General features: G+C 42.0%; 17 protein-coding genes. 12 read left to right on the top strand and 5 right to left on the bottom strand.

Annotated elements, in window-relative coordinates:
• Window positions 1–54: 54 nt before the first annotated feature.
• On the bottom strand, window positions 55–2,943 hold the full coding sequence (locus tag AC3E9V_RS13200) for a leucine--tRNA ligase (RefSeq protein ID WP_488748595.1): 2,889 nt from the start codon (window positions 2,941–2,943) through the stop codon (window positions 55–57).
• Between the two features lie 36 nt (window positions 2,944–2,979).
• Here AC3E9V_RS13200 and AC3E9V_RS13195 point away from each other — a divergent pair, with 36 nt between their 5' ends.
• Window positions 2,980–3,786 (top strand): lysophospholipid acyltransferase family protein, encoded by an 807-nt coding sequence (locus tag AC3E9V_RS13195; RefSeq protein WP_488748594.1) that lies wholly within the window; start codon window positions 2,980–2,982, stop codon window positions 3,784–3,786.
• On the opposite strand, the gene AC3E9V_RS13190 is transcribed toward AC3E9V_RS13195, so the two are convergent.
• The gene (locus AC3E9V_RS13190; RefSeq protein WP_488748593.1) at window positions 3,783–4,241 is read right to left on the bottom strand and encodes a peroxiredoxin; all 459 of its coding nucleotides are present in this window, start codon (window positions 4,239–4,241) and stop codon (window positions 3,783–3,785) included. The two genes, AC3E9V_RS13195 and AC3E9V_RS13190, sit on opposite strands and share 4 nt — an antisense overlap.
• Before the next feature lie 150 nt (window positions 4,242–4,391).
• Window positions 4,392–6,578, bottom strand: a complete 2,187-nt coding sequence (locus AC3E9V_RS13185; RefSeq protein WP_488748592.1) for an efflux RND transporter permease subunit — start codon at window positions 6,576–6,578, stop codon at window positions 4,392–4,394.
• Between the two features lie 256 nt (window positions 6,579–6,834).
• Here AC3E9V_RS13185 and thyA point away from each other — a divergent pair, with 256 nt between their 5' ends.
• From thyA to AC3E9V_RS13150, 7 genes are all read left to right on the top strand, one after another.
• Window positions 6,835–7,740 (top strand): thymidylate synthase, encoded by a 906-nt coding sequence (thyA, locus tag AC3E9V_RS13180; RefSeq protein WP_488748591.1) that lies wholly within the window; start codon window positions 6,835–6,837, stop codon window positions 7,738–7,740.
• 72 nt (window positions 7,741–7,812) lie between these two features.
• On the top strand, window positions 7,813–8,490 hold the full coding sequence (gene sdaAB / locus AC3E9V_RS13175; RefSeq protein WP_488748590.1) for an L-serine ammonia-lyase, iron-sulfur-dependent subunit beta: 678 nt from the start codon (window positions 7,813–7,815) through the stop codon (window positions 8,488–8,490).
• Window positions 8,491–8,554: 64 nt separating this feature from the next.
• Window positions 8,555–10,024, top strand: coding sequence for a TolC family protein (locus AC3E9V_RS13170; RefSeq protein ID WP_488748589.1), 1,470 nt, complete (start codon window positions 8,555–8,557; stop codon window positions 10,022–10,024).
• A 5-nt stretch (window positions 10,025–10,029) separates the two neighbouring features.
• On the top strand, window positions 10,030–11,418 hold the full coding sequence (locus tag AC3E9V_RS13165; protein ID WP_488748588.1) for an efflux RND transporter periplasmic adaptor subunit: 1,389 nt from the start codon (window positions 10,030–10,032) through the stop codon (window positions 11,416–11,418).
• Window positions 11,419–11,486: 68 nt separating this feature from the next.
• Window positions 11,487–11,999 (top strand): GTP cyclohydrolase II, encoded by a 513-nt coding sequence (locus AC3E9V_RS13160; RefSeq protein ID WP_488748587.1) that lies wholly within the window; start codon window positions 11,487–11,489, stop codon window positions 11,997–11,999.
• Between the two features lie 52 nt (window positions 12,000–12,051).
• Entirely contained in the window at window positions 12,052–12,711 is a 660-nt protein-coding gene (locus tag AC3E9V_RS13155) for a hypothetical protein (protein WP_488748586.1), read from the top strand.
• A 29-nt stretch (window positions 12,712–12,740) separates the two neighbouring features.
• The gene (locus AC3E9V_RS13150) at window positions 12,741–13,502 is read left to right on the top strand and encodes a class I SAM-dependent methyltransferase (RefSeq protein ID WP_488748585.1); all 762 of its coding nucleotides are present in this window, start codon (window positions 12,741–12,743) and stop codon (window positions 13,500–13,502) included.
• A 243-nt stretch (window positions 13,503–13,745) separates the two neighbouring features.
• Here AC3E9V_RS13150 and AC3E9V_RS13145 read toward each other — a convergent pair whose 3' ends face one another.
• On the bottom strand, window positions 13,746–13,967 hold the full coding sequence (locus AC3E9V_RS13145) for a hypothetical protein (protein ID WP_488748584.1): 222 nt from the start codon (window positions 13,965–13,967) through the stop codon (window positions 13,746–13,748).
• Window positions 13,968–14,334: 367 nt separating this feature from the next.
• Between AC3E9V_RS13145 and AC3E9V_RS13140 the strand changes: the two genes are divergently transcribed.
• The 4 genes from AC3E9V_RS13140 (at window position 14,335) to AC3E9V_RS13125 (ending at window position 21,154) form a co-directional block, all read left to right on the top strand.
• A complete protein-coding gene (locus tag AC3E9V_RS13140; protein ID WP_488748583.1) occupies window positions 14,335–14,958 on the top strand; it encodes a sigma-70 family RNA polymerase sigma factor in 624 nt (207 codons plus the stop codon).
• Between the two features lie 176 nt (window positions 14,959–15,134).
• Window positions 15,135–16,115 (top strand): FecR family protein, encoded by a 981-nt coding sequence (locus AC3E9V_RS13135; RefSeq protein ID WP_488748582.1) that lies wholly within the window; start codon window positions 15,135–15,137, stop codon window positions 16,113–16,115.
• A 76-nt stretch (window positions 16,116–16,191) separates the two neighbouring features.
• Complete coding sequence (locus tag AC3E9V_RS13130; RefSeq protein ID WP_488748581.1) at window positions 16,192–19,518, top strand: SusC/RagA family TonB-linked outer membrane protein; 3,327 nt, start codon at window positions 16,192–16,194, stop codon at window positions 19,516–19,518.
• Window positions 19,519–19,549: 31 nt separating this feature from the next.
• Window positions 19,550–21,154, top strand: coding sequence for a RagB/SusD family nutrient uptake outer membrane protein (locus AC3E9V_RS13125; protein WP_488748580.1), 1,605 nt, complete (start codon window positions 19,550–19,552; stop codon window positions 21,152–21,154).
• Here the strand turns inward: AC3E9V_RS13125 and AC3E9V_RS13120 are convergent.
• On the bottom strand, window positions 21,142–21,510 hold the full coding sequence (locus AC3E9V_RS13120; RefSeq protein WP_488748579.1) for a DUF4118 domain-containing protein: 369 nt from the start codon (window positions 21,508–21,510) through the stop codon (window positions 21,142–21,144). The two genes, AC3E9V_RS13125 and AC3E9V_RS13120, sit on opposite strands and share 13 nt — an antisense overlap.
• Between the last annotated feature and the right edge of the window lie 119 nt (window positions 21,511–21,629).

Here is a 21,629-nt window from a genome sequence, read left to right as displayed (position 1 = left end):
CTGATTACCGCAGAGGGTATTTTTCAGCGAAATTCAGCGTAATCTGCGGGAGACCTACACCACTACATTTACGATCTTCTTCGGTACGATGATCACCTTCTTGGGTGCTTTGCCTTCCAGCCACTTCTCTACGTTGGGGTGAGCGAGAGCCTGTTTTTGGATCTCGTCCTGAGCCAGGTCTGCCGGAAACTGGATCTTCGCTCGCATTTTACCATTGACCATGATGGGATACTCAAAGCTATCCTCCTTGAGATACTCTTCCTTAAACTCAGGGAATGAAGCATTGAAAATGGTATCCTCATGCCCCAGCAGACTCCAAAGCTCTTCCGTCAAATGAGGTGCATAAGGCGCTAACGCAATGGCCATCGGTTCCAGAATAGCCCGCTTATTGCATTTAAGTGCCCCCAGCTCATTAGTAGCGATCATGAAGTTACTCACGGAGGTATTCAGTGAAAGCCGATCGATATCTTCTTCGATCTTTTTCAGGAGTCCGTGTAGCACCTTCAGCTCGTCTTTTGTTGGCTCAGCGTCAGAAATGCTAAACTGATTGTTGCTGTGAAACAAGCCCCAGAACTTTCTCAGGAACTTATAAACCCCTTCGATACCGTTTGTGTTCCATGGCTTACTCTGCTCGATCGGTCCGAGGAACATTTCGTACATGCGTAGGGTGTCCGCTCCGTACTTTTCTACCAGGTCGTCGGGGTTGACGACATTGTACTTGGACTTGGACATTTTTTCGATTTCTGGAGTACATTTTACAATTTCAGGAACGAAATAATGATCCTTAAATTCAGGCCATACTTTAATAAGATCATCCTTGCGAACCATTTCGTTCTTTACAACCTCAATAGGAATACTTCTATGCCTTTCTACTTCAACTCTGGAACCTGTCCATAATCCTTTGCTTATATCAATTTTGTACTGTTCCTTTAAATATTTTTCTATTTCAGCTGTGGGGGGATCCGATTTTAGATAATCACCTGAGGCAAATACTTTGATGTGATTTTCCCTGTTTCTGAAAATAAACTCCCAAGCATACATTGACCGCCCCTGGATCATCCCCTGGTTGACCAGTTTCTTCGCATACTCGTCCACTTCGATGTAGCCCATATCGTAAAGGAACTTGGTCCAGAAGCGGGAGTAGAGCAGGTGACCGGTTGCATGTTCGCTACCACCCATGTAGAAGTCTACCTGCTTCCAGTATTTCAGGGCTTTTTCCGAAGCAAATGCTTTATCGTTTTCCGGATCCATGTACCGGAAGAAGTACCAGCTGGAGCCGGCCCATCCAGGCATGGTGGTCAGCTCGTACGGATGTCCGTCCTTTGTTTCCCAGTTTTCAGCTCGTCCCAGAGGTGGCTCACCGTCCTCAGTAGGTAAGTATTTATCCACTTCAGGAAGCTGAAGGGGAAGCTCATCATCTTCAAGCAAATAAGGAATATCATTTTTAAAATAGACTGGGATCGGTTCGCCCCAGTACCGCTGACGACCAAAGATGGCATCACGGATGCGGTAATTAACCTTGGCTTTACCAATGCCCTTATCTTCAATAAACGCTATCGCTTTCTTGGTAGCTTCTTCATAGTTCAGGCCATTCAGGAACCCTGAATTGATCATTTTACCCTCTTTGGTAGGGTCAGCTTCCGTATCAGTGACCTTTTGCGCATCGAGAATTTGGGGTTTTTCCAGTCCAAAATGCGTAGCAAAATCAAAGTCCCGCTGGTCACCGCTTGGCACAGCCATTACTGCTCCTGTACCATATCCTGCCAGCACATAATCAGCAATGTATATGGGTACTTTCTCTTCATTAAACGGATTAACTACATAACTACCTGTAAATACACCGGACACGGTTTTCACATCACTCATCCGCTCTCGTTCAGAGCGGTTTTTGGCCGCTTCTACATATTCCTCTACTTCTTTCCTACGATCTTCCGTGGTTAGTTCGGGTACAAGTTCATGTTCGGGAGCGACGACCATAAAGGTTACTCCGTAGATGGTGTCGATCCGGGTAGTGAAGACGGTGATTTTTTTGGCCTCATCCCCATCTTTAAGGTCTGGGGAGAGAACCTCAAAGTCTACTTCTGCCCCAAACGACTTGCCGATCCAGTTGCGTTGCATCTCTTTGATAGGCTCAGGCCAGTCCACTTTATCCAGGTCATCGGCAAGTCGATCAGCATACGCAGTGATCCGCATGCTCCACTGTGGCATGGTCTTTTTGACTACCGGGTGTCCGCCTCGTTCGGAAAAGCCGTCTTTTACCTCATCGTTGGAAAGTACCGTCCCCAAAGCTGGGCACCAGTTTACAGTGGTCTCTGCGATGTAAGTCAGCCGGTACTTGAGCAACATTTTCTGCTGATCTTCCTCAGACCAGCTCTTCCAGTCATCCGCAGTAAAAGAAGGCGTGTCTTCATCGCAGGCAGCCTGTACCTCAGTATTTCCTGAGGATTCAAACTTCCGAATAAGCGTATCAATGGATTCCGCTTTATCGGCCACTTTGTTGTACCAGCTATTGAAAAGTTGCTTGAAGATCCACTGGGTCCATTTGTAGTAAGACGGATCAGAGGTTCGGATCTCCCGGGACCAATCATAGCTGAAGCCAAGGCCTCTGAGCTGCTCTTTATACCGTTTGATGTTTGTCTCCGTGGTAATCGCCGGGTGCTGACCGGTCTGGATCGCATATTGCTCAGCCGGTAAACCAAAGGCATCAAATCCCATCGGGTGGAGAACATTGTATCCTTTCAGGCGCTTGAAGCGAGAAAGGATATCTGTGGCAATGTATCCTAACGGGTGCCCCACATGCAAGCCTGCTCCCGAAGGATAGGGGAACATGTCCAGCGCATAAAAAGTGGGTTTACTTTCATCGATGGATACTTTGTATACCTGCTTTTCGTCCCAGGTTTTTTGCCATTTTTTCTCTACCTCTTGATGGTTGTATTCAGCCATTGGTCTTCGTTGGATTTTTAAGGTTGGCAAAGTTAAATGATGGGAGTAAAAACGAGCACGAAATACACACCTTTTAATGGTTCAATGATTTGGAGCAGAGTATGTAGCTTTGCAGATTCATCAGCTTTTGGAATTTTATCAATGATTGCAGCGCTTAGGGTTTTGTTTTGTGTGGGTTGGAGTATCTTCTGGATCTCCCTTTCCATCATATTATACCTGTTCACTTTTCGATCTTCCGTTCCCGTGGCAATGGCCAGAACCTGCTGGGCTCCCGGTATACTCTGGGCCTGTAGAATTAAGCTGGAACGTGAAGGGGTGGCAAATATTGACACTTCCAAACCTTTTGTATTTATATCCAACCATCAGTCCTTCCTGGATATTCCTGTGCTGTTTAGAGCCATTCCCCAAAACCTCTACTTTGTCGCTAAAAAAGAGTTGAAGAGGATCCCCTTTTTGGGGTGGTACATGCTGGTGACCGGGATGATTTTTATTGATCGCTCAAATAGGCAAAAATCAATTCAGAGTTTGAAGAAAGCCGCCTCTCTCATAGCTAAGGGAAAGTCTGTGCTTATGTTTCCTGAGGGGACCAGGAGTAGCGAAACGAATATCGGGACATTTAAGAAAGGTCCATTCATGCTGGCCAAACAAGCTGAAGTGGAAGTGGTTCCCGTAGGAATTAAAGCGATAGGAGAGCCCTTTTCGATCAATAAGCTCAGCAAAACCACGTTACACATCGGAGCAGCGGACCCTGTGCTTTGTGAAAATCAGGTAAATGAATTGATTGAGGAAGTGCGGGAGCAAGTGTGTCAACTGGCTGGTAAGTCAATGGGAGCAATGGCTTAGGCCTTCAGTGCCTTTAGCGCTTCTTTAATGTGACGTGTAGCCTGGGTTGCTGAGTTGAAAGTGGAAACAAGCTTTCCGTCATCGCTAAAGACAAACGTTACTCTTCCTGGTAGTAATCCAAGAAAATTTCGAGGAACTCCGAATGCCTTTTCTGCTATTCGTTTTTTATCGCTTAGCAGGGTAAAGTTTAGGTTGTGCTTTTCAGCAAAGCGTTTATGGGAAGCTACGGAATCACCTGAGATGCCCACAACCTTTGCACCTGCATCCTGAAAATCTTCGTAGCTGTCCCTGAAGCTGCAAGCCTCTGCCGTACAGCCGGGCGTATCATCTTTGGGATAAAAATAAACGACTAATGCCTGCCCATTAGCGTGATCTTGCAGACTGACCTTCTGATTATTTTGATCCGATAAAGTAAGGTCGGGAATCGGATCTCCGGGTTGTATTGATTTACTCATGATCGGATAACGCTTTGTTCCTTTTCTTGTTTGAAACGGAGATGAATTTCTTTTTTCAAAAACTTACCAGAAAGCATGAAAAACGAAATTCATCGGAGAGCGAAGCGATTCCTGAACGAATAGGATGATTCGCTAAACTTCCAAAGCGAATCAGGCTTTTTCGGAAGAATAATGTAAAAGTAAAGGCAGCAGGGTAAGGTCGGTGATCAGTGCCACAATCAGCGAGAGGCTCATAAACAATCCCAGAAAATAAGTAGCCCCAAAAGAGGAGAAAATAAATAACCCAAATCCTGCCACAATGATCACCGTCGTGATGATTATGGCTTTACCTGCAGAACGAAAGGTCTGTACCATTGCTAAAACACGATTGGAGAATTTTGCTCTCTGTTTCTGATAGACCGACACAAGGTGGATCGTGTCATCCACAGCAATACCAAAAGCTACCGCAAAGATGATAGCGGTAGTCAGTTTCAGCGGGATACCCGTGATCCCCATAAAACCAGCCGTGAAAAGCAATGGAATAATGTTGGGTATCATGCTGATAATCAATATCTTAAAGGATCTGAAGTAAAGGCCAAGGATAAGAGAGATAACCCCAATGGCAATCAGTAACCCTTTGAGCAGGTTATCCGACAGCAGTTCGTGACTTTTATCGATCAGGTAAGTTGTTCCTGTCAACCGATACTGTAAAACATCTCTATTGATATTCTCATTTAAAAAGTTCAGTAAAGCCTTATTTCGCTGAATGGTCTCGTATGACCCATATTCCGGGATGTAGCCAGCAAACCTCGCATAATGTTCACCTTCAGCTATTAGTTTTGGTATTTCATTTCGCTGAGTAAACTGTCTGATCGCATGTCTTGACCTGTTGTAGGATGACTCATTTGGATACTGAAAAGCACTGTTTACCCCTCCGTTGATCATCTGATGGCCGTACTTCAGAAAGGTAACAGGCGACCATAGGCGGTCGATCGGGTATTCTTCATTTAGATACTGCTGCATTTTTAATGCCTCATCCATCACCTCCTTGTCCCAGATGGTTTTAGAGCTGTCCGTAGACCAGTAAGCCAATTCCCACGGTTTTGACCCGGCATACTGCTCGTCGACGAACGTAAAATCCTTTCGTACCTGAGAATCTTCAGGAAGATCTTTTAATAGATAAGCATCTGTTTTCAACAATGAAAAACCATAGATGGAGCCGCAGATCAGAAGAACCGTAGTGATCAAGATAGTTCGCTGGTGATGAAAGACCCACAACACAAGTCTTCTTTGCTGCTTTGAAGGTTCCCGGGCGGGATAGGACTGCCTGATAAGCAGTGGTCCGAGACCAAATGTGATAAGGAAAGCGAAGATCACTCCGATACCGGTAAATATTCCGAGATTTTGAATCGGTACGGTGTTGATGGAGATCAGGCTGAAGAACCCTATGGCTGTGGTGACTGAGGTCAGGAGCGTGGGAGCGAAGACTTTATTTACAGACTGTTTCAGACGCGGTATGAATTCACGTTCAGGATTATCTCGATATGAATTGATCAGGTGAATGGCATCTGATGAAGAAACAAACAGTATTACCGGGGGGATCAACGAACCCAAAATCGTAATGGGGTATCCAAGCAGACTCATCAGGCCGAGCAGCCATACCAGAGCAGTTATGCTGATCAGATAGGGGAGCAGTGCAATCTTCACCGACCGAAAAATGATTACCAGAAGGAGAAAACTCAAAATGAGCGCGGCTACCAGAAACAAGGTAAAATCTTTGCGGATCAGATAAATGAACTCATCCTGTGCTACCAGCTTTCCGACGATTCGCATGTTGTCAAATGAATGACTGTCAAGGATTAACCTGATCCTGGCCAATAACTGGTCAGATGCTTGCGGATCCCCCAGGTGATCATGGATTAGCTGCACCATCAGAGACTGACCGCTTTTGTCGAAAAAGGATCGATAAACAGGATGCTGAAAAATTCTGGTGCTGTCGGTGGAGTACCTTGAAGGACTGTCGGGGTGAATCAAAGGTATGGGTGTAATTCCCAATGGTCCGGAGATCAGGTGCTTAAAATCGATTGGGTTAATGACTTGTTTAACCCCGGGAGTAGCCATCAAACTATCTGCTAACTGATTTACTGAGTTTAAAAAGGACTTTTCAAAAACTCCATTCTTGTTCTCCAGTATCAGCAGCAAGTAGTCATTATCATAGTTGAATTGCTCCAGGTGCGATTCATAAAAAGCAATATCCGGATCATCGGTAGGGAAGAACTTTTCAAACTCAAAATCGGGGGTGAGATACCGAAGCTGATAGCCAAAGAAGGAGGTGAGCAGAAGCCAAATAACAATCACCAGAATTTTGAAATTCCTGTTTTCGAAACGCTCGTAGAAGTTATTTAGAAAAGGCCTCAGTGTTTCTCTGTTTTAAGGGTTAATTTAGCGAAAGTAATAAAGATGGAGTTGCAAGTTAGAAGCTGGAAGCTGGAAGTTGGAAGTTGGAGGTATAAAAGAGGTTTTCTGGTTACTTCAAGCTTCCAACCTTCCACATCCAGCTTTTGTTAAGCGGAACCTGAATTGAATTTTAATTTAATCCTACAAGCACGAAAAAATGAAACAATACCTCGACCTGATGCAACATATTTTAGATAATGGAGTGGATAAAAGTGACCGCACAGGAACGGGTACAAGAAGCGTTTTCGGCTACCAGATGCGGTTTGATCTACAGGAAGGGTTCCCATTGGTGACAACCAAAAAGACCCACATACGCTCCATCATTCATGAGTTGCTTTGGTTCATTCAGGGTGATACCAACATTCAGTACCTGGTCCAAAACGGAGTGAATATCTGGAATGACTGGCCCTACCAGAGTTACCTTGTACAAAATGGTCTGGAAGAAGAATACCCTAAGTACTCAGATGCCTGGAAAGCCAAAATGAAAGCGTTTGTGGAGCAGATAAAGACAGACGATGCCTTTGCCAGGAAATGGGGAGAATTAGGGCCGGTTTATGGCCATCAGTGGCGCAATTTTGAAGGGGTAGATCAGATCACTCAGGTGATTGAAGACATTAAAAACAAGCCTGACTCCAGGAGGCTGATTGTCTCAGCCTGGAACCCGAAAGATATCCCGGTGATGGCCAAATCGGGACTACCTCCATGCCATACCTTATTTCAGTTTTATGTGGCTGAAGGCAAGTTGTCCTGCCAGCTGTATCAGCGAAGTGCAGATGTATTCCTCGGCGTGCCATTTAACATTGCCTCCTATGCCCTTTTTACCATGATGGTCGCTCAGGTTTGTGACCTGGAATATGGAGATTTTGTACATGCTTTTGGAGATGCTCACCTGTACTCAAATCACTTTGAACAGGCCAGACTTCAGCTTACTCGTGAACCAAGACCGCTCCCTCAAATGAAATTAAATCCGTTGATCAAAAATATATTTGAGTTCAGCTACGAAGACTTTACCTTAGAGAATTATGATCCGCACCCTCACATAAAAGCTGCCGTTGCGGTGTAATTTTTCACAGTAAAATACTACTAATAAAATAAAGGGTATCGAAATCATTTTTTATCCGTATAAAAATCAGGAATGTCTGAAAGAAGTAGTGTTTTCGATATGATCGGTCCAGTAATGATCGGTCCATCCAGTTCTCATACCGCTGGTGTAGTTCGGATCGGCAGGGTAGCTCGTCGTATCCTGGGAGAAGCCCCCAAAGAAGCTCATATCACTTTTTATAATTCATTTGCCAGAACATACGAGGGGCATGGGAGCAATCGTGCTATTCTTGCCGGACTCATGGATTTCAAAACCGATGACGAGCGCATCAAAGAAGCCCTTGACATTGCTGAAAAAGAAAAACTGGTATACAAATTTAAATCCGTGGGGAATGCATCCGTTTACCACCCCAATACAGTAAGATTAAGCCTGAAAGGAGAAGAAAATACGGCTGAGGTCGTTGGAGAAAGCAGAGGGGGTGGGGTCATACGAATTAAGGAGGTGAATGGATTTGACTCCTCCTTTAGCGCCAGCGCTCATACGCTGATCGTCAATGCAGATGATCAGAAAGGCAGCATTGCATTTATTTCTGATGTGATCTCTCATGATGATTGTAACATAGCAACAATGACAGTATCCAGAAAAGGCAAAAATGAATTAGCCTGCCTTGTTTTTGAAATGGACTCAGGAATAAAACCTATTTCTTTGGAATATATCCGTAACCTTAGTTGGGTTAGAAAAGTCATCTATATACCTGACATTGATAAATAATCTTAAAACTCCAGCCAGCTATCTTTTTGATCATAACATCATAACAGCTAGTAACTGAAAACACATGAAAAAACTCATTTTTACTGCAGCGATCAGCTTCTTCGCGTTGGCTGGATTTGCACAGCAGGATTCGGTCATTGTACTCAACTTACAGGAATGCATAGACATTGCCATTGATAACAATCTCAGTGTAAAACGTAGCATGCTTCAGAAAGAACAGGCAAAGATTGATCTTACGCAGTCCAAAGCTAACCGTCTTCCTGATCTGAATATTGGTGGAAACTATGGTTACAACTGGGGTCGGTCCATTGACCCTACCACTAACCAGTTTATAACGGAGCAGATTACTTTTTCCGGGTTGAGCGGAAACTCAAGCGTAACATTGTTCAACTGGTTCAGGCTTACCAATGCCGTAAAGCAAAATACATTGAACCTGGAGACATCAGAATACGATGTAGAGAAAGCTCAAAATGATATCTCTCTGAACATTGTCACTTTTTACCTCAATGTGATCTTCAACCGTGAGCTGCTGGAAAATGCTCAATACCAGCTGGAATCAAGCCAGGGGCAGCTCGAGCGTACAAAAAAGCTCGTAGCTGGTGGAGCCTTGCCCAGAACCAATGAGCTGGAGCTGATCTCTGAGGTAGCTACTAACGAAGTAAATGTGATCAATGCTGAAAATAACCTTAACCTTGCATTGCTTAATTTAAAACAGGCTATGCTTATCCCCGTGTCTCAGGAAATAGACATCATAGTGCCTGATCTGGAAGTAGAGCAGGGTCCTGACCTGAAGATTACAGTTGGAGAAGTGTATACAGTAGCTCTGGAAGCCATGCCGGAGATCCAAAGCGCTCAGCTGCAGGTGGAAAGTGCTGTGATGGGGGTGAAAATAGCTGAAGCAGGATATGCACCCTCTCTTTCTTTAAGTGGAAGTTTCAGGACTAACTACTCCTCAGCATTTCAGCAGTTTATTCCCGATGCAGATAATCCCTATATAATTGATACGGATGAAAATGGAAACCCCATTACCGATCCTACATTTTTCGTTACTGAAAATGGCGCTGCTGTAAGACAATATTCAGTTACTCGGAATGGGTCAGTTGAAACTGTTGGTTTTAACGATCAGATTGACCAGAACCTGAGCCGTTCTCTTTCATTAAACCTGTCGGTACCCATTTTTAATAACCTGCAGGCAAAATCCAATGTGCAGCGAGCTAAGATCAACCTGCAGCAGGCTGAGATAGCGGTAACCGAGCAGAAAAACAATTTGAGGCAGGTGATCGAGCAGGCATATAACGACGCTAATGCGGCCTCCAAAACCTATGCAGCTTCTCTGAAACAAGTAGAGGCCCTGGAAGAAACTTTCAGGTCTATTGAAAATCAGTACAACCTTGGCGCTGCCAATTTTACTGATTACCAGGTAGCATCCAATAACCTCTTTCGAGCTAAGTCAGACCTGGTTCGAGCTAAATTTGACTTCATATTTAAAAAGAAAATCCTTGATTTCTATCAGGGTAAAAACATTACATTCTAATCACCATGGCTAAGAAGAAAAAATCAAAAAACAGAATCCTTTATATCCTTTTAGGTGTAGTTGTGTTTCTGATCCTGTTTGCTGTTATCGGCAGATCTCAGGGGTGGGTAGGGCAGAAAAAAGCTATCCAGGTAGAGGCTGCTACAGCTAAGAAAGCTACTATCATTGAAAAGGTGAGTGCTTCCGGCTCGGTGCAGCCCGTTGTGGAGGTGAAGATCAGCCCTGAAGTTTCAGGTGAGATCATCAAACTGACAATAGAGGAAGGAGATTCCGTTGTGAAAGGGGACTTTTTACTGAAACTCCGTCCCGATAACTTCATTTCAATTCTGGAAAGGACCAGGGCGAACCTGAACCAACAAAAAGCAAACCTTGAAGATGCCAAAGCACGTGAAGCACGAGCTCAGGCTACTTTTAAGCGAAACGAACTGGAGTTTAATCGTCAGCAAAAGCTTTATGATGAAAAAGTGATCTCTGACGCAGATTATCAACTTGCAGAGGCTAACTACAATGTGGCCAAGCAGGATCTCCTGTCTGCGCGGCAAAATGTAGAAGCAGCACGATACATCGTGCAAAGCGCCCAGGCATCTGTAAATGAAGCTTTAGAGAACCTGCAACTTACCGAGATCAATGCGCCAATGACGGGTATCGTATCCAAGCTTGATGTAGAAGAAGGAGAGACTGTGGTAGGTACTTCCCAGATGCAGGGTACGGAGATGCTTCGGATAGCCGACCTGTCCAACATGGAAGTCCGGGTCGATGTGAATGAAAATGATATTATCCGGATCGGTAATGGAGATACGGCAATCATTGACGTGGATTCATACTCATACATGGATAAGACATTTAAGGGAGTGGTTACGCAAATAGCCAACACGGCAAATACCAAAGCGTCTGCGGATGCGGTAACCGAATTTGAAGTACGCATTAAGATCCTTAATTCCTCTTATCAGGATCTCGTCAAAGAGAAAGGATTGCAATACCCATTCCGTCCCGGTATGACGGCAAGTGTGGATATTATTACTGAGACTAAAAAGGACATCCTTACCGTTCCGCTTTCAGCAGTGACCACCCGCAAAGTTGAGAGTGAAGGAGGAGAAGGAGGGGCACCATCAAACGAGGCAGCTGACGAGGAAAACTTATTGGATCAGGAAGTAGATGAGGTGGTCTTTAAACTTGTAGATGGGGTAGCAACCAAAACGATTGTGAAAACAGGGATCAGCGACTTTGAACGCATAGAGATCACTGAAGGAATAGAAGAAGGAGATCGCATCATTTCAGGACCATTTCTGGCTGTATCTAAACGCCTGAATGACGGTGACCAGGTAGAGGTTACCAACGAAGAAAAGAAGAAGCCTCAGAAAGAAAAGCCAGCAGAGGAGGATAGCGAAGATTAATTTTAGTTCACTTCTAAATATTGAGAGATTGCCGGCTTTGTGCCGGCATCTTGCACCCCTTATGTAAAATGATTGTTAAACTTGGCCAAAGCACCCTGCGAACAAAATTTGGAGAGTATAAGGAATACCTTTACTATGACGGACAAAAAGAAACCATTGCCATGGTTCTGGGAGAAGTAGAAGAAGGTAAAGATATTTTATGTCGTATCCACTCATCCTGCATTCACGGTCATTATTTCAACAGTCTGGAATGCGATTGTCAGCAGCAGATGGAAGCTGCTCAAAAACTCATAGAGAAAGAGGGGAAAGGGATTATTATCCTGATGGATCAGGAAGGTAAAGGAAATGGACATTTTGCCTTGATAAAAAGCATAGCGCATAAACGAAAGGGAGTTAAACAGGCAGATGCTTATTTAGCTGCAGGTTTTAGTAAAGACAATCGGGATTTTAGCGCTGCAGCAAAGATCCTCAAAGACCTGAAGGTAACATCCGTGAAACTCATTACAGACAATCCTAAGAAGCAGGAATCCCTTGCCCAATACAGGGTAGATGTAAGTGGGATGGCAGGTTTTGGGAAATAGCCAAAGTCTGTTGAAATTATTGTTCTATTTATATAGGTTGTGATAAAAAAACATGATAAAATACTTATTCTCTCTTCTTGTTGTTATATCATCCATTCATTCACAAGCTCAAATAAGCGATAGTTCTAAATATATAGGAGGCTCATTAGGTTATTTCCAATCAAGTAAGAATAGAGATTTTTTGATAAGCGACAATATTGAAAGGTCCCAGGAAAAGTCTTTTGTTATATCACCAAAGATTGGTTTCTTTTTGAATAAAAACATAAGCTTAGGCATTCAACTAAGTTATAGTTATTATCAGAATGAGTTTACAGTAAGAAATCGATTAAACCCATTTGCCGTATCGTATGATGATAGGTTAAATAGTAATTTAACAACCCTGTCTATCCCGGCCAGGTTTTACAAATCTTTATCTAAAAGTTTTTATTTATACATTGAAACATCTTTGTCAGCAGGAGTTGGAAAAATCAAGTTTGGAACAAATCAAGGTTTAGAAGCAGATGTCTTAGAGTATAGTATTCTTGCAAGACCTGGCGGTATACTATTTATTAATGATAATTTGGGATTAGAGGCATTTATTGGACAGTTGGGATACAAAGCCTCTAAAATGACTAGAGAAACTGAAGATTTCACTCAAGAAAACACTGAAAACAGTTTTGGTTTAGAGGGAGGACTTGAAACGCTTCAATTGGGAATACTTTACTATTACTGAAAAATTTATTTTAAAATCAGATATGTGTAATGCTCAAAGACCACTTCTCTTCCGATGCTGATAACTACGCCAAATTCCGCCCGGATTATCCACCCGCGTTATTTCAGTATATCAACTCAATTGTCCCGGAAAAGGGAAATTGCTGGGACTGTGGTACTGGAAACGGTCAGCTGGCAAAGGAACTTTCCAAAAGCTTTGAAAAGGTGTTTGCTACTGACATCAGCGCCCGGCAAATAGCACAGGCACCAAAACTTCCCAATGTCCGGTATTCCGTTCAGCCGGCAGAAAAAACCGGGTTCCCGGCAGATTTCTTTGACCTGATTATCATTGGACAGGCTATTCATTGGTTTGATTTTGAAGCCTTTTATCAGGAAGTGAATCGGGTAGGAGCTCCGGGGTCTTTTCTGGTAGCTGCTGGTTACGGACTTGTAAGAATAGATTCGGCAACAGACCCGATCATTGATCATTTTTATACAGAAATAATTGGAAAGTTTTGGGACCCGGAAAGAAGGTATATAGACCAAATGTATCAGACAATACCATTTCCATTTGAGGAGATCCATCCCCCAAATCTTCAAATAGCTTATCAATGGACTCGAGATCAGCTTCTGGGTTACCTGAGCACCTGGTCAGCTGTGAAGCATTATCGGGATCAGCATGGTACAGATCCGGTGGAGCGGATCAAGGATGACCTGAACTTTAATTGGGGGAAAGTCGAGACTAAGACAGTCCAATTTCCTCTGCTGCTCCGTGTAGGTAAAATTAAGCCTAAAACCCCATTGGCGACATGAATATCACACTGTTTGCACAGATTTTTGACTTTTAGGATGGCCTTGCGCTTCTTGATTTGAGCCTGAATGACAGGCCTGAGAAAACTCAGAAGAATGAAGATTATTTTTTCATTTTAACTGAAATCTTATTTCGTATGAATCATGAATCTTTGGGATTTTGAACCAATAAGTTATATCAATCTCCTTCTTACATTTGCAGGATAAACTACTGGATTTATGATCAATGCAAATGATAATAATCTCTTAAGTATCATGTATGGACAGGTTTTGAAGTTCATAACAACTTCTTCCACAAGTTCCGCCATATAGTTCTTTGCCAATTACAGAATACTTCTCAAAATCGATATCCGGTAGGTCGTTGACTGGCATTTCGGTGGATGTAGTATCAAGTCTGGTATTGTATTCTGAATCATTGTTGAATACATAAGCAGAATCTCGTTCTATGCAACACCAATCAATTGCCAACTGCTCATATTCAACAGATTCGTAGCCTTCCGGCAGTTAGCACCCGTCATCTACTCCCATTTCTTTACAACTATGAAATGTGGTAAAAAATAACAATATTTGAACCACATAGATAGATTTAATCACAATCTTTATTTCCATCATTTTACTTTTAACTGGGAAGGTTTTTTTCATCCTGAAGCACCTAATGGACATTAAGCACGTAATGGACATTCGTTGGAAAAATGGAAGTCCGTTGAAAAATTTAGAGAGTGATTCATCCAATACGCAAATTTAATTTATGATTTTTATACAATAAACAAATCAAGTCTAATTATTAATTTTTTAGAAAGCATTAACTTACAATACAATCTCCGCAAAAGTAAGGATGAAAAAACAAGAGAAAATCAATCATTTTCAACCAGATGTTTTAACAGAGGAAGTGTTTGATGGGATCTATCACAGCAATTTTGACCATCTCTTTGTTTTTGCAAAGTCACTCACAAAATCAGAAGAACTCTCCAGGGATGTTGTTTCTGAGGTATTCCTGAATCTATGGAAGAACAGAGCAGAATTTTCTCAGGTCAGGGAGATAGAATCTTATTTGTTTATTGCTGTTAAAAACCATTCTATCCGGGCATTAACCAGTGCCTACAATAGAAAGGTTACTATTGGATTTGATAATGCTGTCAAAATGATTGATCAGGTTGATCCTGAGGCAGTACTATTGGAAAAAGAATTATTGCAAGAAATTGAGATGGTCGTATCTGACCTCCCTGATCAATGTCAATTAATTTATCGAATGGCCAAAGATCAGCAATTGAAATACAGAGAAATTGCTGTTAATTTGGGTATATCGATTGCTTCTGTTAAAACTCAATTGGTAAAAGCAATCGGCATTATTCGCAAAACCATTAGAAAAAAATATGACAGCCATTCGCTGGATACTCCAAGTAGTAATGTGGCCAATGGTATTTCTATCCTTCTTGTCCTGGGTTGGGTATGCACTTAAATATAACCCGATCAATATTTCCCTATAGGTATCATATTTTCAATGATTTTAACATAAATATGTAAATTCATTAAAACTTTGTGGTCTATTAAGGGGATATTGTATTTATTTCAACATTCTTCAACCGGTTTGCATTCAATTTGATCTTTAATAATACATCCGCTAAATAAATGTTGATGGATCAGATTATTCTTAAATACTTGATGGGTGAGCTCACTTCTGAGGAGCAACACAAACTTTCGGCATGGCTTGAGGAAGATTCATTGAATCATCTGGTACTTGAGAAATTTGAGCATCACTGGAAAACAAGAATGCCGGATTTAAAAGAACAAAGAAGTGAAGTATTAAAAAGAATTAAATCTGAAATTAAGGATGAATCATTTACAGCACCCAAATCAAAGTTCAGGATCCCGATTAACCTTTTGAAATATGCGGCAATTCTTTTTATAGTTTTTTCAGGGACCTATATCATCTATGAACTTTCTGAAAAAGCCCAGCTTTCAGCACAAGTCAGGTATATAGAAAAGACCAGTTTAGCAGGTCAGAAGATCAACCTGAAATTGCCTGATGGTAGTACGGTAAAGTTAAATGCTGATAGTAAACTGATCGTCCCGGAAAGATTTAGCAGCGATAGACGAGAAGTTGAATTAGTAGGTGAGGCTTTTTTCGATGTAGCGAAGAATGTTGATAAGCCTTTTATCATAAAGATGAATGATTTTACTGTGGAAGTAAAAGGCACTTCATTTAATGTAAGGTCTTATCCTAATGAGGATAATAAAGTAGTGGCTGTAAAATCTGGTGTGGTAGTCGTATCCAGCAACCGGGTGGGGAGATCTGTTGAGATCGTTAAAGATGAAATGTCAGTAATCTCCTTCTCTAACAATACCCTCGAAATAAGCCAAATTATGGATTCGGATTTGATTTTTGGTTGGGTCGATCAAAACCTTGTATTTAAGAATCAATCTTTACCTGAAGTACTGAGGACGCTTGAAAAATGGTATGGTGTCAGTGTTGAAAATAAGAGTAAGCTGACAACTCAAAAGCTTTATACGGCTAAACATGAAGATAATCCAACCTTACAGCAGGTGATGGAAAGTGTAGCTTTTGTATTTGAAATTGGATTTGAAATAAAAGGAAATGACTTAATAATAAAATAAAGGAAAGGGGGCCGAAGAAACTTTGGAGAGTGATTCGGCCCCCTGATAACAGTTTTAGTAACTAAACCAAAACTATATGAATGTAAAATTACACAAATTCGTGATTCGCATGTCCAAACTGGGGATTTATGTGATAATTATGTTCCAGTCACTATCCATGTGTCTGGCAACAGAGATAACCGCACAAAGAAAACTTCTTAAGGAGATCAGCATTGAATTGAATGGTGATCAACATTCAAGATCACTTCTTGATTTGATCAATGAAATTGAGTCATTGACTGATTTCAGGTTTGCTTACTCTAAAAGAGAGATAAAAGATAAGACCATTGAGGTAGAAAGTAGAGTTTGGAATTTAAATGACCTGCTGAAAGAAGTCTCTACTCAGGCTCGTATCTCTGTTAAAAGAGTGAATGAGTCTATCTCTTTTCTGGAAGCAAAAAACCCGGATCAATTACCACAAGTTGTGGAAAATGTTGATGTTCAGTTAAGTGTGAGTGGTAAAGTAACCGATGAAAACGGGGAGCCCTTACCAGGAGCTACAGTCATAGAAAAAGGGACCTCAAACGGGACCATTACGGATATAGAAGGGAATTTCTCCCTCAATGTACCCGAGGATGCAATTTTGAAGGTTTCATTTGTAGGATACGTATCCGTTGAATATCCTGTAAATGGTCGATCACAGGTTGAAATCAATCTTGAGGTTGATGTATCTGCATTGCAAGAAGTAGTGGTCATTGGTTATGGTTCAGTAAAGAGAGAGGATTTAACAGGAGCCGTTTCCTCCATTGGGCCAAAGGATTTCAACAGAGGATTAGCTGTAGCTCCGGAGCAACTGATGCAGGGTAAAGTGGCCGGAGTAAATATTATCCAAAACAGTGGCCAGCCAGGAGCTGCTACTACGGTGCGTATTCGGGGCTCCAGTTCTATCTCTGCCGGTAATGATCCATTATATGTCATTGATGGTGTGCCCATGCAATTCAGTACCGCTAATGAATATGTAAATGTAGCTGGAGAATCGTCCACCTCTCCATTTTCATCTGAAGGCTCAAATCCTTTGAATACGATCAATCCTTCGGATATAGAATCAATTGAAATACTGAAAGATGCATCAGCTGCAGCAATATACGGATCCAGGGGCGCTAATGGGGTGATTATTATCACAACAAAAGGACAATCATCCGGAGAGGCAATTACTTACAATACGTATGTAGGCGCTTCATTTGTCCCTAACCAACTTGAAGTCTTATCGGCTTCAGAGTACAGGAATTACGCTGAAAGTAATGGCCTGGCATATCCGGATGAGGGAGCCAACACCAATTGGCAGGATGAAATATTCAGAACAGGCATTAGCCAGAACCACAACCTGTCTTTTGGGGGTGGATCCAATACATTAAATTATCGGGCTTCTGTCGGTTACAACTCACAAGAAGGAGTGATTAGATCTTCAGGAATGGAGAGATATACTGCACGCTTAAATGCCTCTCACACTACAATGGACGGGAAGTTAAAAGCGGATGTTAATTTAACCTATGGCAACATCATTGATGATATTGTGCCAATTTCATCCAATATTGGTAATGAAGGTGGTAATGTATTAAAAGATGCAATTCGCTGGGCTCCGACACTCCCTGTTAAGAATCCGGATGGAAGCTTTTACCAGATTGGAGAACTGCGGGTTAACCCTGTTTCGTGGGCAGAGGAAATTAAAGATGAGCGAAACACAAATTTGTTCCTCGGAAACCTAAACCTCAACTATGAAATCCTTGAAGGTTTAAATATAAGCGTCAATTTGGGCAGAAACGATCAGGCAATCAATCGCTACACAAGCGTACCTGCTGACCATCCCATAGGCCAGGCAGAAAATGGAAGGGCATCAATTAGTAAGTTGCTCAACACAAGTTCCTTAATTGAGACAAACCTGACTTATACCAAAGAGTTTGCAGGTAATAGTGTACTGACTATTTTGGCTGGTTACTCTTATCAGCGGTTTACTACTGAAAATACCTTTTCAGCAGCCAATCAATTTGTGTCAACTTCAGTAGAATGGAATTTACTACAATCCGGTAATACAATCGCTAATACCTCTTTTAAATCAGCCAATCGTCTGGCATCTCAATATGCCCGGATAAATTATAAATTGTTAGGTAATTATTTGTTTACAGCTACTATAAGAAGAGATGGCTCAAGTCGTTTTGGTGGCAATAACCAATATGGCTTGTTCCCCTCAGGCGCTTTTGCATGGAAAATATCTGATGAGGCTTTTTTCAATAGTTCAACGATCAGTAATTTGAAGCTTCGGCTGGGTTATGGTGTTACTGGTAATCAGGAAATTCCCGATAACCTGTTTCGTGAGCAGCTTTCTATTTCCGGGTCTTCTGTGTACGTTTTGGGCGGTCAGACAATCCCGAGTGTTTTACCTAGCAATTATCCAAATCGTGATCTTAAGTGGGAAACTACCAGCCAAACAAATGTGGGTCTGGATTTTGGATTATGGGGAGGCCGTATATCCGGATCAATGAATTTCTATAAAAAGCATACGACAGATCTGTTGTTGGAATTTTCCACCGCAGCTCCCTCAGTAGTAGCCACTCAATGGGCCAATGTTGGTACTGTGGACAATACGGGATTTGAATTGACTTTAGATGGAAATGTCATTAATACCGATGATCTTCTTTGGAAAATGAATTTGAATTTTTCAACCAATAAAAATGAAGTTATCTCCTTATCCAATGATGAGTTCTCAAGGGAAGAAATTCTGAGAGAGAGTACTTCTGGAGTAGTAAGTAACGGTGTAAATATTCAAATTGTTACTCCCGGAGAAGAGCTGGGAACTTTCTATGGCAGAAAATATACCGGGCTGGATGCTGATGGTATGGAAACCTACCTGGATGTGGATGGAGAGGATGGAGCAGACCAGGTTATACTGGGCACGGTAAATCCTGATTTTACTTATGGATTTAGTAATAGCGTGTTCTGGAAGAATTTTGATTTGTCAGTCTCTATTAGGGGAGTAGCCGGAAACAAAGTATATAACAATACAGCTGCGGAATTTTCTTATGTAAATGCTGCACCCGGTGTCAATGTGCTTAAATCAGCGCTTGATCTTGGTATGAGCCGTGATCAAATCTCACAATTTTCCTCCCGATGGATCGAGAATGGAAGTTATTTGAGGCTTGACAATATCAATATTGGCTATACCTTCCAAACAGATAATATTGACTTTTTGTCCAATGCACGGATTTATGTGACAGGCCAAAACCTGTTTGTCATTACAAAATATACCGGATTTGATCCGGAAGTGCGCACAAACACAAACAGAGGAGGCACACCACCTCTTGGTATTGATTATTTATCCTATCCAAGACCCAGAGTCTTTATGCTAGGAGCAAGCCTCTCATTTTAACTGTTATTGTGAACATTAAAAGAATTTAGATATGAAATTTTTAAATATATTGATCAAACGGAAATTCATTTTAAGCATCACTTTCTCGATGTTACTTATTTCGGGATGTGAAGTTGAGGAAGATATCTATTCAATTTATACCCCGGATAGTTTTTACTCAAATGAGGCTCAGGTACTGTCTTCTTTATCAGGTGCTTATCGTAATTTTGCTGGAATTCCAACCTTTGGAGTTGAGTACAGAACCCTGGAATTGTGTACAGACCAGGTAGTCGTACATGGAAAGATCCAAGGGTGGTGGGCTAATAGTTCTTTTGAACAACTGGCCGAGCACAAATGGGAAAGTGACCATGGCTACATAAGAGGTTTTTGGAATACTTTATTTCGTACCGTAGGTCAGGCCAACGCTTTAATTGCCTCTCTTGATGCATCCGGACTGGCAGAGGAAAATATAGTTGGAGCAAAGGCAGAGTTAAAGGCATTAAGGGCCTATGCATACTTCTATTTGATGGACCTCTTTGGTAATGTACCAATATTCACCTTACCAAAGGTTGATCCAAATAACTTACCTGAGCAAAATACCAGACAAGAGGTCTTTGATTTTGTGATAGCCGAATTGAATGAAGCGGTAGTTGATCTGCCGTCCCAAAATGATGTGGGTGGCGAATATTATGGTCGGCTAACCCAAGAAGCAGTCTATGGTCTGTTGGCATTGGTTTATTTGAACGCTGAAGTATACACGGGAACAGCCCAGTGGGATAAGGTGATTGAAAATGCTGATCTGGTAATTAATTCAGGAGCATTCAGTCTGTTGGATAATTATTTTGACAACTTCGCCCATGACAATGAAGGGAATGCAGAAATGATCTGGGGAGGTGTGTACACCCCTCAGATCACAGGAGGTATTGGTCATCCAATTGTTCAGAAAGTGCTTCCCGGAATAGGCCCTGCGCCTGGCGGAAGCGGTAATGGGTTGTTTGGGCTACCTTACACTCCACAAAATGGCTTTGGAACCAGACCTTCAGTGCCCGCATTGTACGAACCCGGGGATGACAGAATGGGAATGTATATGATGCCCGGGGAATTGGTTGACCCTAGAAACGGTGAAACGGTGATGGTGGAAGAAATAGTACCTGATGGTAATTCTTTCTTGTATGAAGAAGGAGTATCTGAGAAAGGACCGGTACCGTATGAGATCATATTAGCTACTGGGATAAGAAATCAACCCATGAATGCCGGGATCAAATGGATCAAGTGGGGGCTGGATCCTGATACCAACGGTGGTAACGCAGGAAATGATATTGCTTTCTTAAGACTGGCTGATGTTATCCTGATGAAAGCCGAAGCACTTGCTCGTGACGGACAATTTGGGGCAGCATTGCCATTGGTTAATCAGGTTAGGGAAAGAAGCAATGCATCGACTCTAACTTCAGTGACATTGGATGATATCTTTGAAGAAAGAGGTCGGGAGCTCGCTTTTGAAATGAAAAGACGTAATGACTTAATTCGTTTTGGCAGGTTTAATGATGCCTGGGAATTTAAGGAAGCATCAGAGTCTTTTCGTACCTTATTTCCAATTCCTAAAGCAGCAATCGACGCGAATGATAAACTACAACAAAATCCAGGTTATACCGAATAACCTAACCGTAACGTAACACAAAAAAGTCGGAAGCATGTGCTTCCGACTTTTTTTTGTGTTTTTTCACCTTTATCCCTTGCCTTCTTTTCAAAACTACGGATCTTAGATGTCAGTACAATATTGATCATGGCAATAGCGAAATACATAAGAAACATCAGTACATCTTCCGGCGATCCCACATGAAAAGTAAATTTTGGCGGGATAAAAAAGAAGTTCCAGATCAAAGCACTGAAAATAGCCGTGACCAAAACGGGGTAAATATCAAATGTCATGGCCAGTAGCAGGATAAGGGCGATCACCCGGTACTCAAAAAGACCGATGGTAAAATAGGAAGTAACAGCAATAACACTGATCATGGATAGGCTAATCAGGTATTGACTGAAAAGGCTTCGTCTTTTTACATGGAAAAACACTCTGTGCTATTTTTCATGCAAATTTACAGTCCAGGGTATAAAGATTTCGTAAGGATGTCCTG

Source organism: Marinoscillum sp. HNIBRBA16962, from assembly GCF_057801515.1.
Note: the sequence above shows the minus strand (reverse complement) of the source record. Positions and strands in the feature narration are given on the sequence as shown.

Bases quoted from the DNA above. Each gene is read 5' to 3' on its own strand.
- AC3E9V_RS13195 (WP_488748594.1), top strand. From the start codon at position 2,980: ATGATGGGAGTAAAAACGAGCACGAAATACACACCTTTTAATGGTTCA.
- sdaAB (WP_488748590.1), top strand. From the start codon at position 7,813: ATGTCTGAAAGAAGTAGTGTTTTCGATATGATCGGTCCAGTAATGATC.
- AC3E9V_RS13135 (WP_488748582.1), top strand. From the start codon at position 15,135: ATGGATCAGATTATTCTTAAATACTTGATGGGTGAGCTCACTTCTGAG.
- AC3E9V_RS13165 (WP_488748588.1), top strand. From the start codon at position 10,030: ATGGCTAAGAAGAAAAAATCAAAAAACAGAATCCTTTATATCCTTTTA.
- AC3E9V_RS13160 (WP_488748587.1), top strand. From the start codon at position 11,487: ATGATTGTTAAACTTGGCCAAAGCACCCTGCGAACAAAATTTGGAGAG.
- AC3E9V_RS13125 (WP_488748580.1), top strand. From the start codon at position 19,550: ATGAAATTTTTAAATATATTGATCAAACGGAAATTCATTTTAAGCATC.
- AC3E9V_RS13120 (WP_488748579.1), bottom strand. From the start codon at position 21,510: ATGATCAGTGTTATTGCTGTTACTTCCTATTTTACCATCGGTCTTTTT.
- AC3E9V_RS13170 (WP_488748589.1), top strand. From the start codon at position 8,555: ATGAAAAAACTCATTTTTACTGCAGCGATCAGCTTCTTCGCGTTGGCT.
- AC3E9V_RS13200 (WP_488748595.1), bottom strand. From the start codon at position 2,943: ATGGCTGAATACAACCATCAAGAGGTAGAGAAAAAATGGCAAAAAACC.
- thyA (WP_488748591.1), top strand. From the start codon at position 6,835: ATGAAACAATACCTCGACCTGATGCAACATATTTTAGATAATGGAGTG.
- AC3E9V_RS13130 (WP_488748581.1), top strand. From the start codon at position 16,192: ATGAATGTAAAATTACACAAATTCGTGATTCGCATGTCCAAACTGGGG.
- AC3E9V_RS13150 (WP_488748585.1), top strand. From the start codon at position 12,741: ATGCTCAAAGACCACTTCTCTTCCGATGCTGATAACTACGCCAAATTC.
- AC3E9V_RS13155 (WP_488748586.1), top strand. From the start codon at position 12,052: ATGATAAAATACTTATTCTCTCTTCTTGTTGTTATATCATCCATTCAT.
- AC3E9V_RS13140 (WP_488748583.1), top strand. From the start codon at position 14,335: ATGAAAAAACAAGAGAAAATCAATCATTTTCAACCAGATGTTTTAACA.
- AC3E9V_RS13190 (WP_488748593.1), bottom strand. From the start codon at position 4,241: ATGAGTAAATCAATACAACCCGGAGATCCGATTCCCGACCTTACTTTA.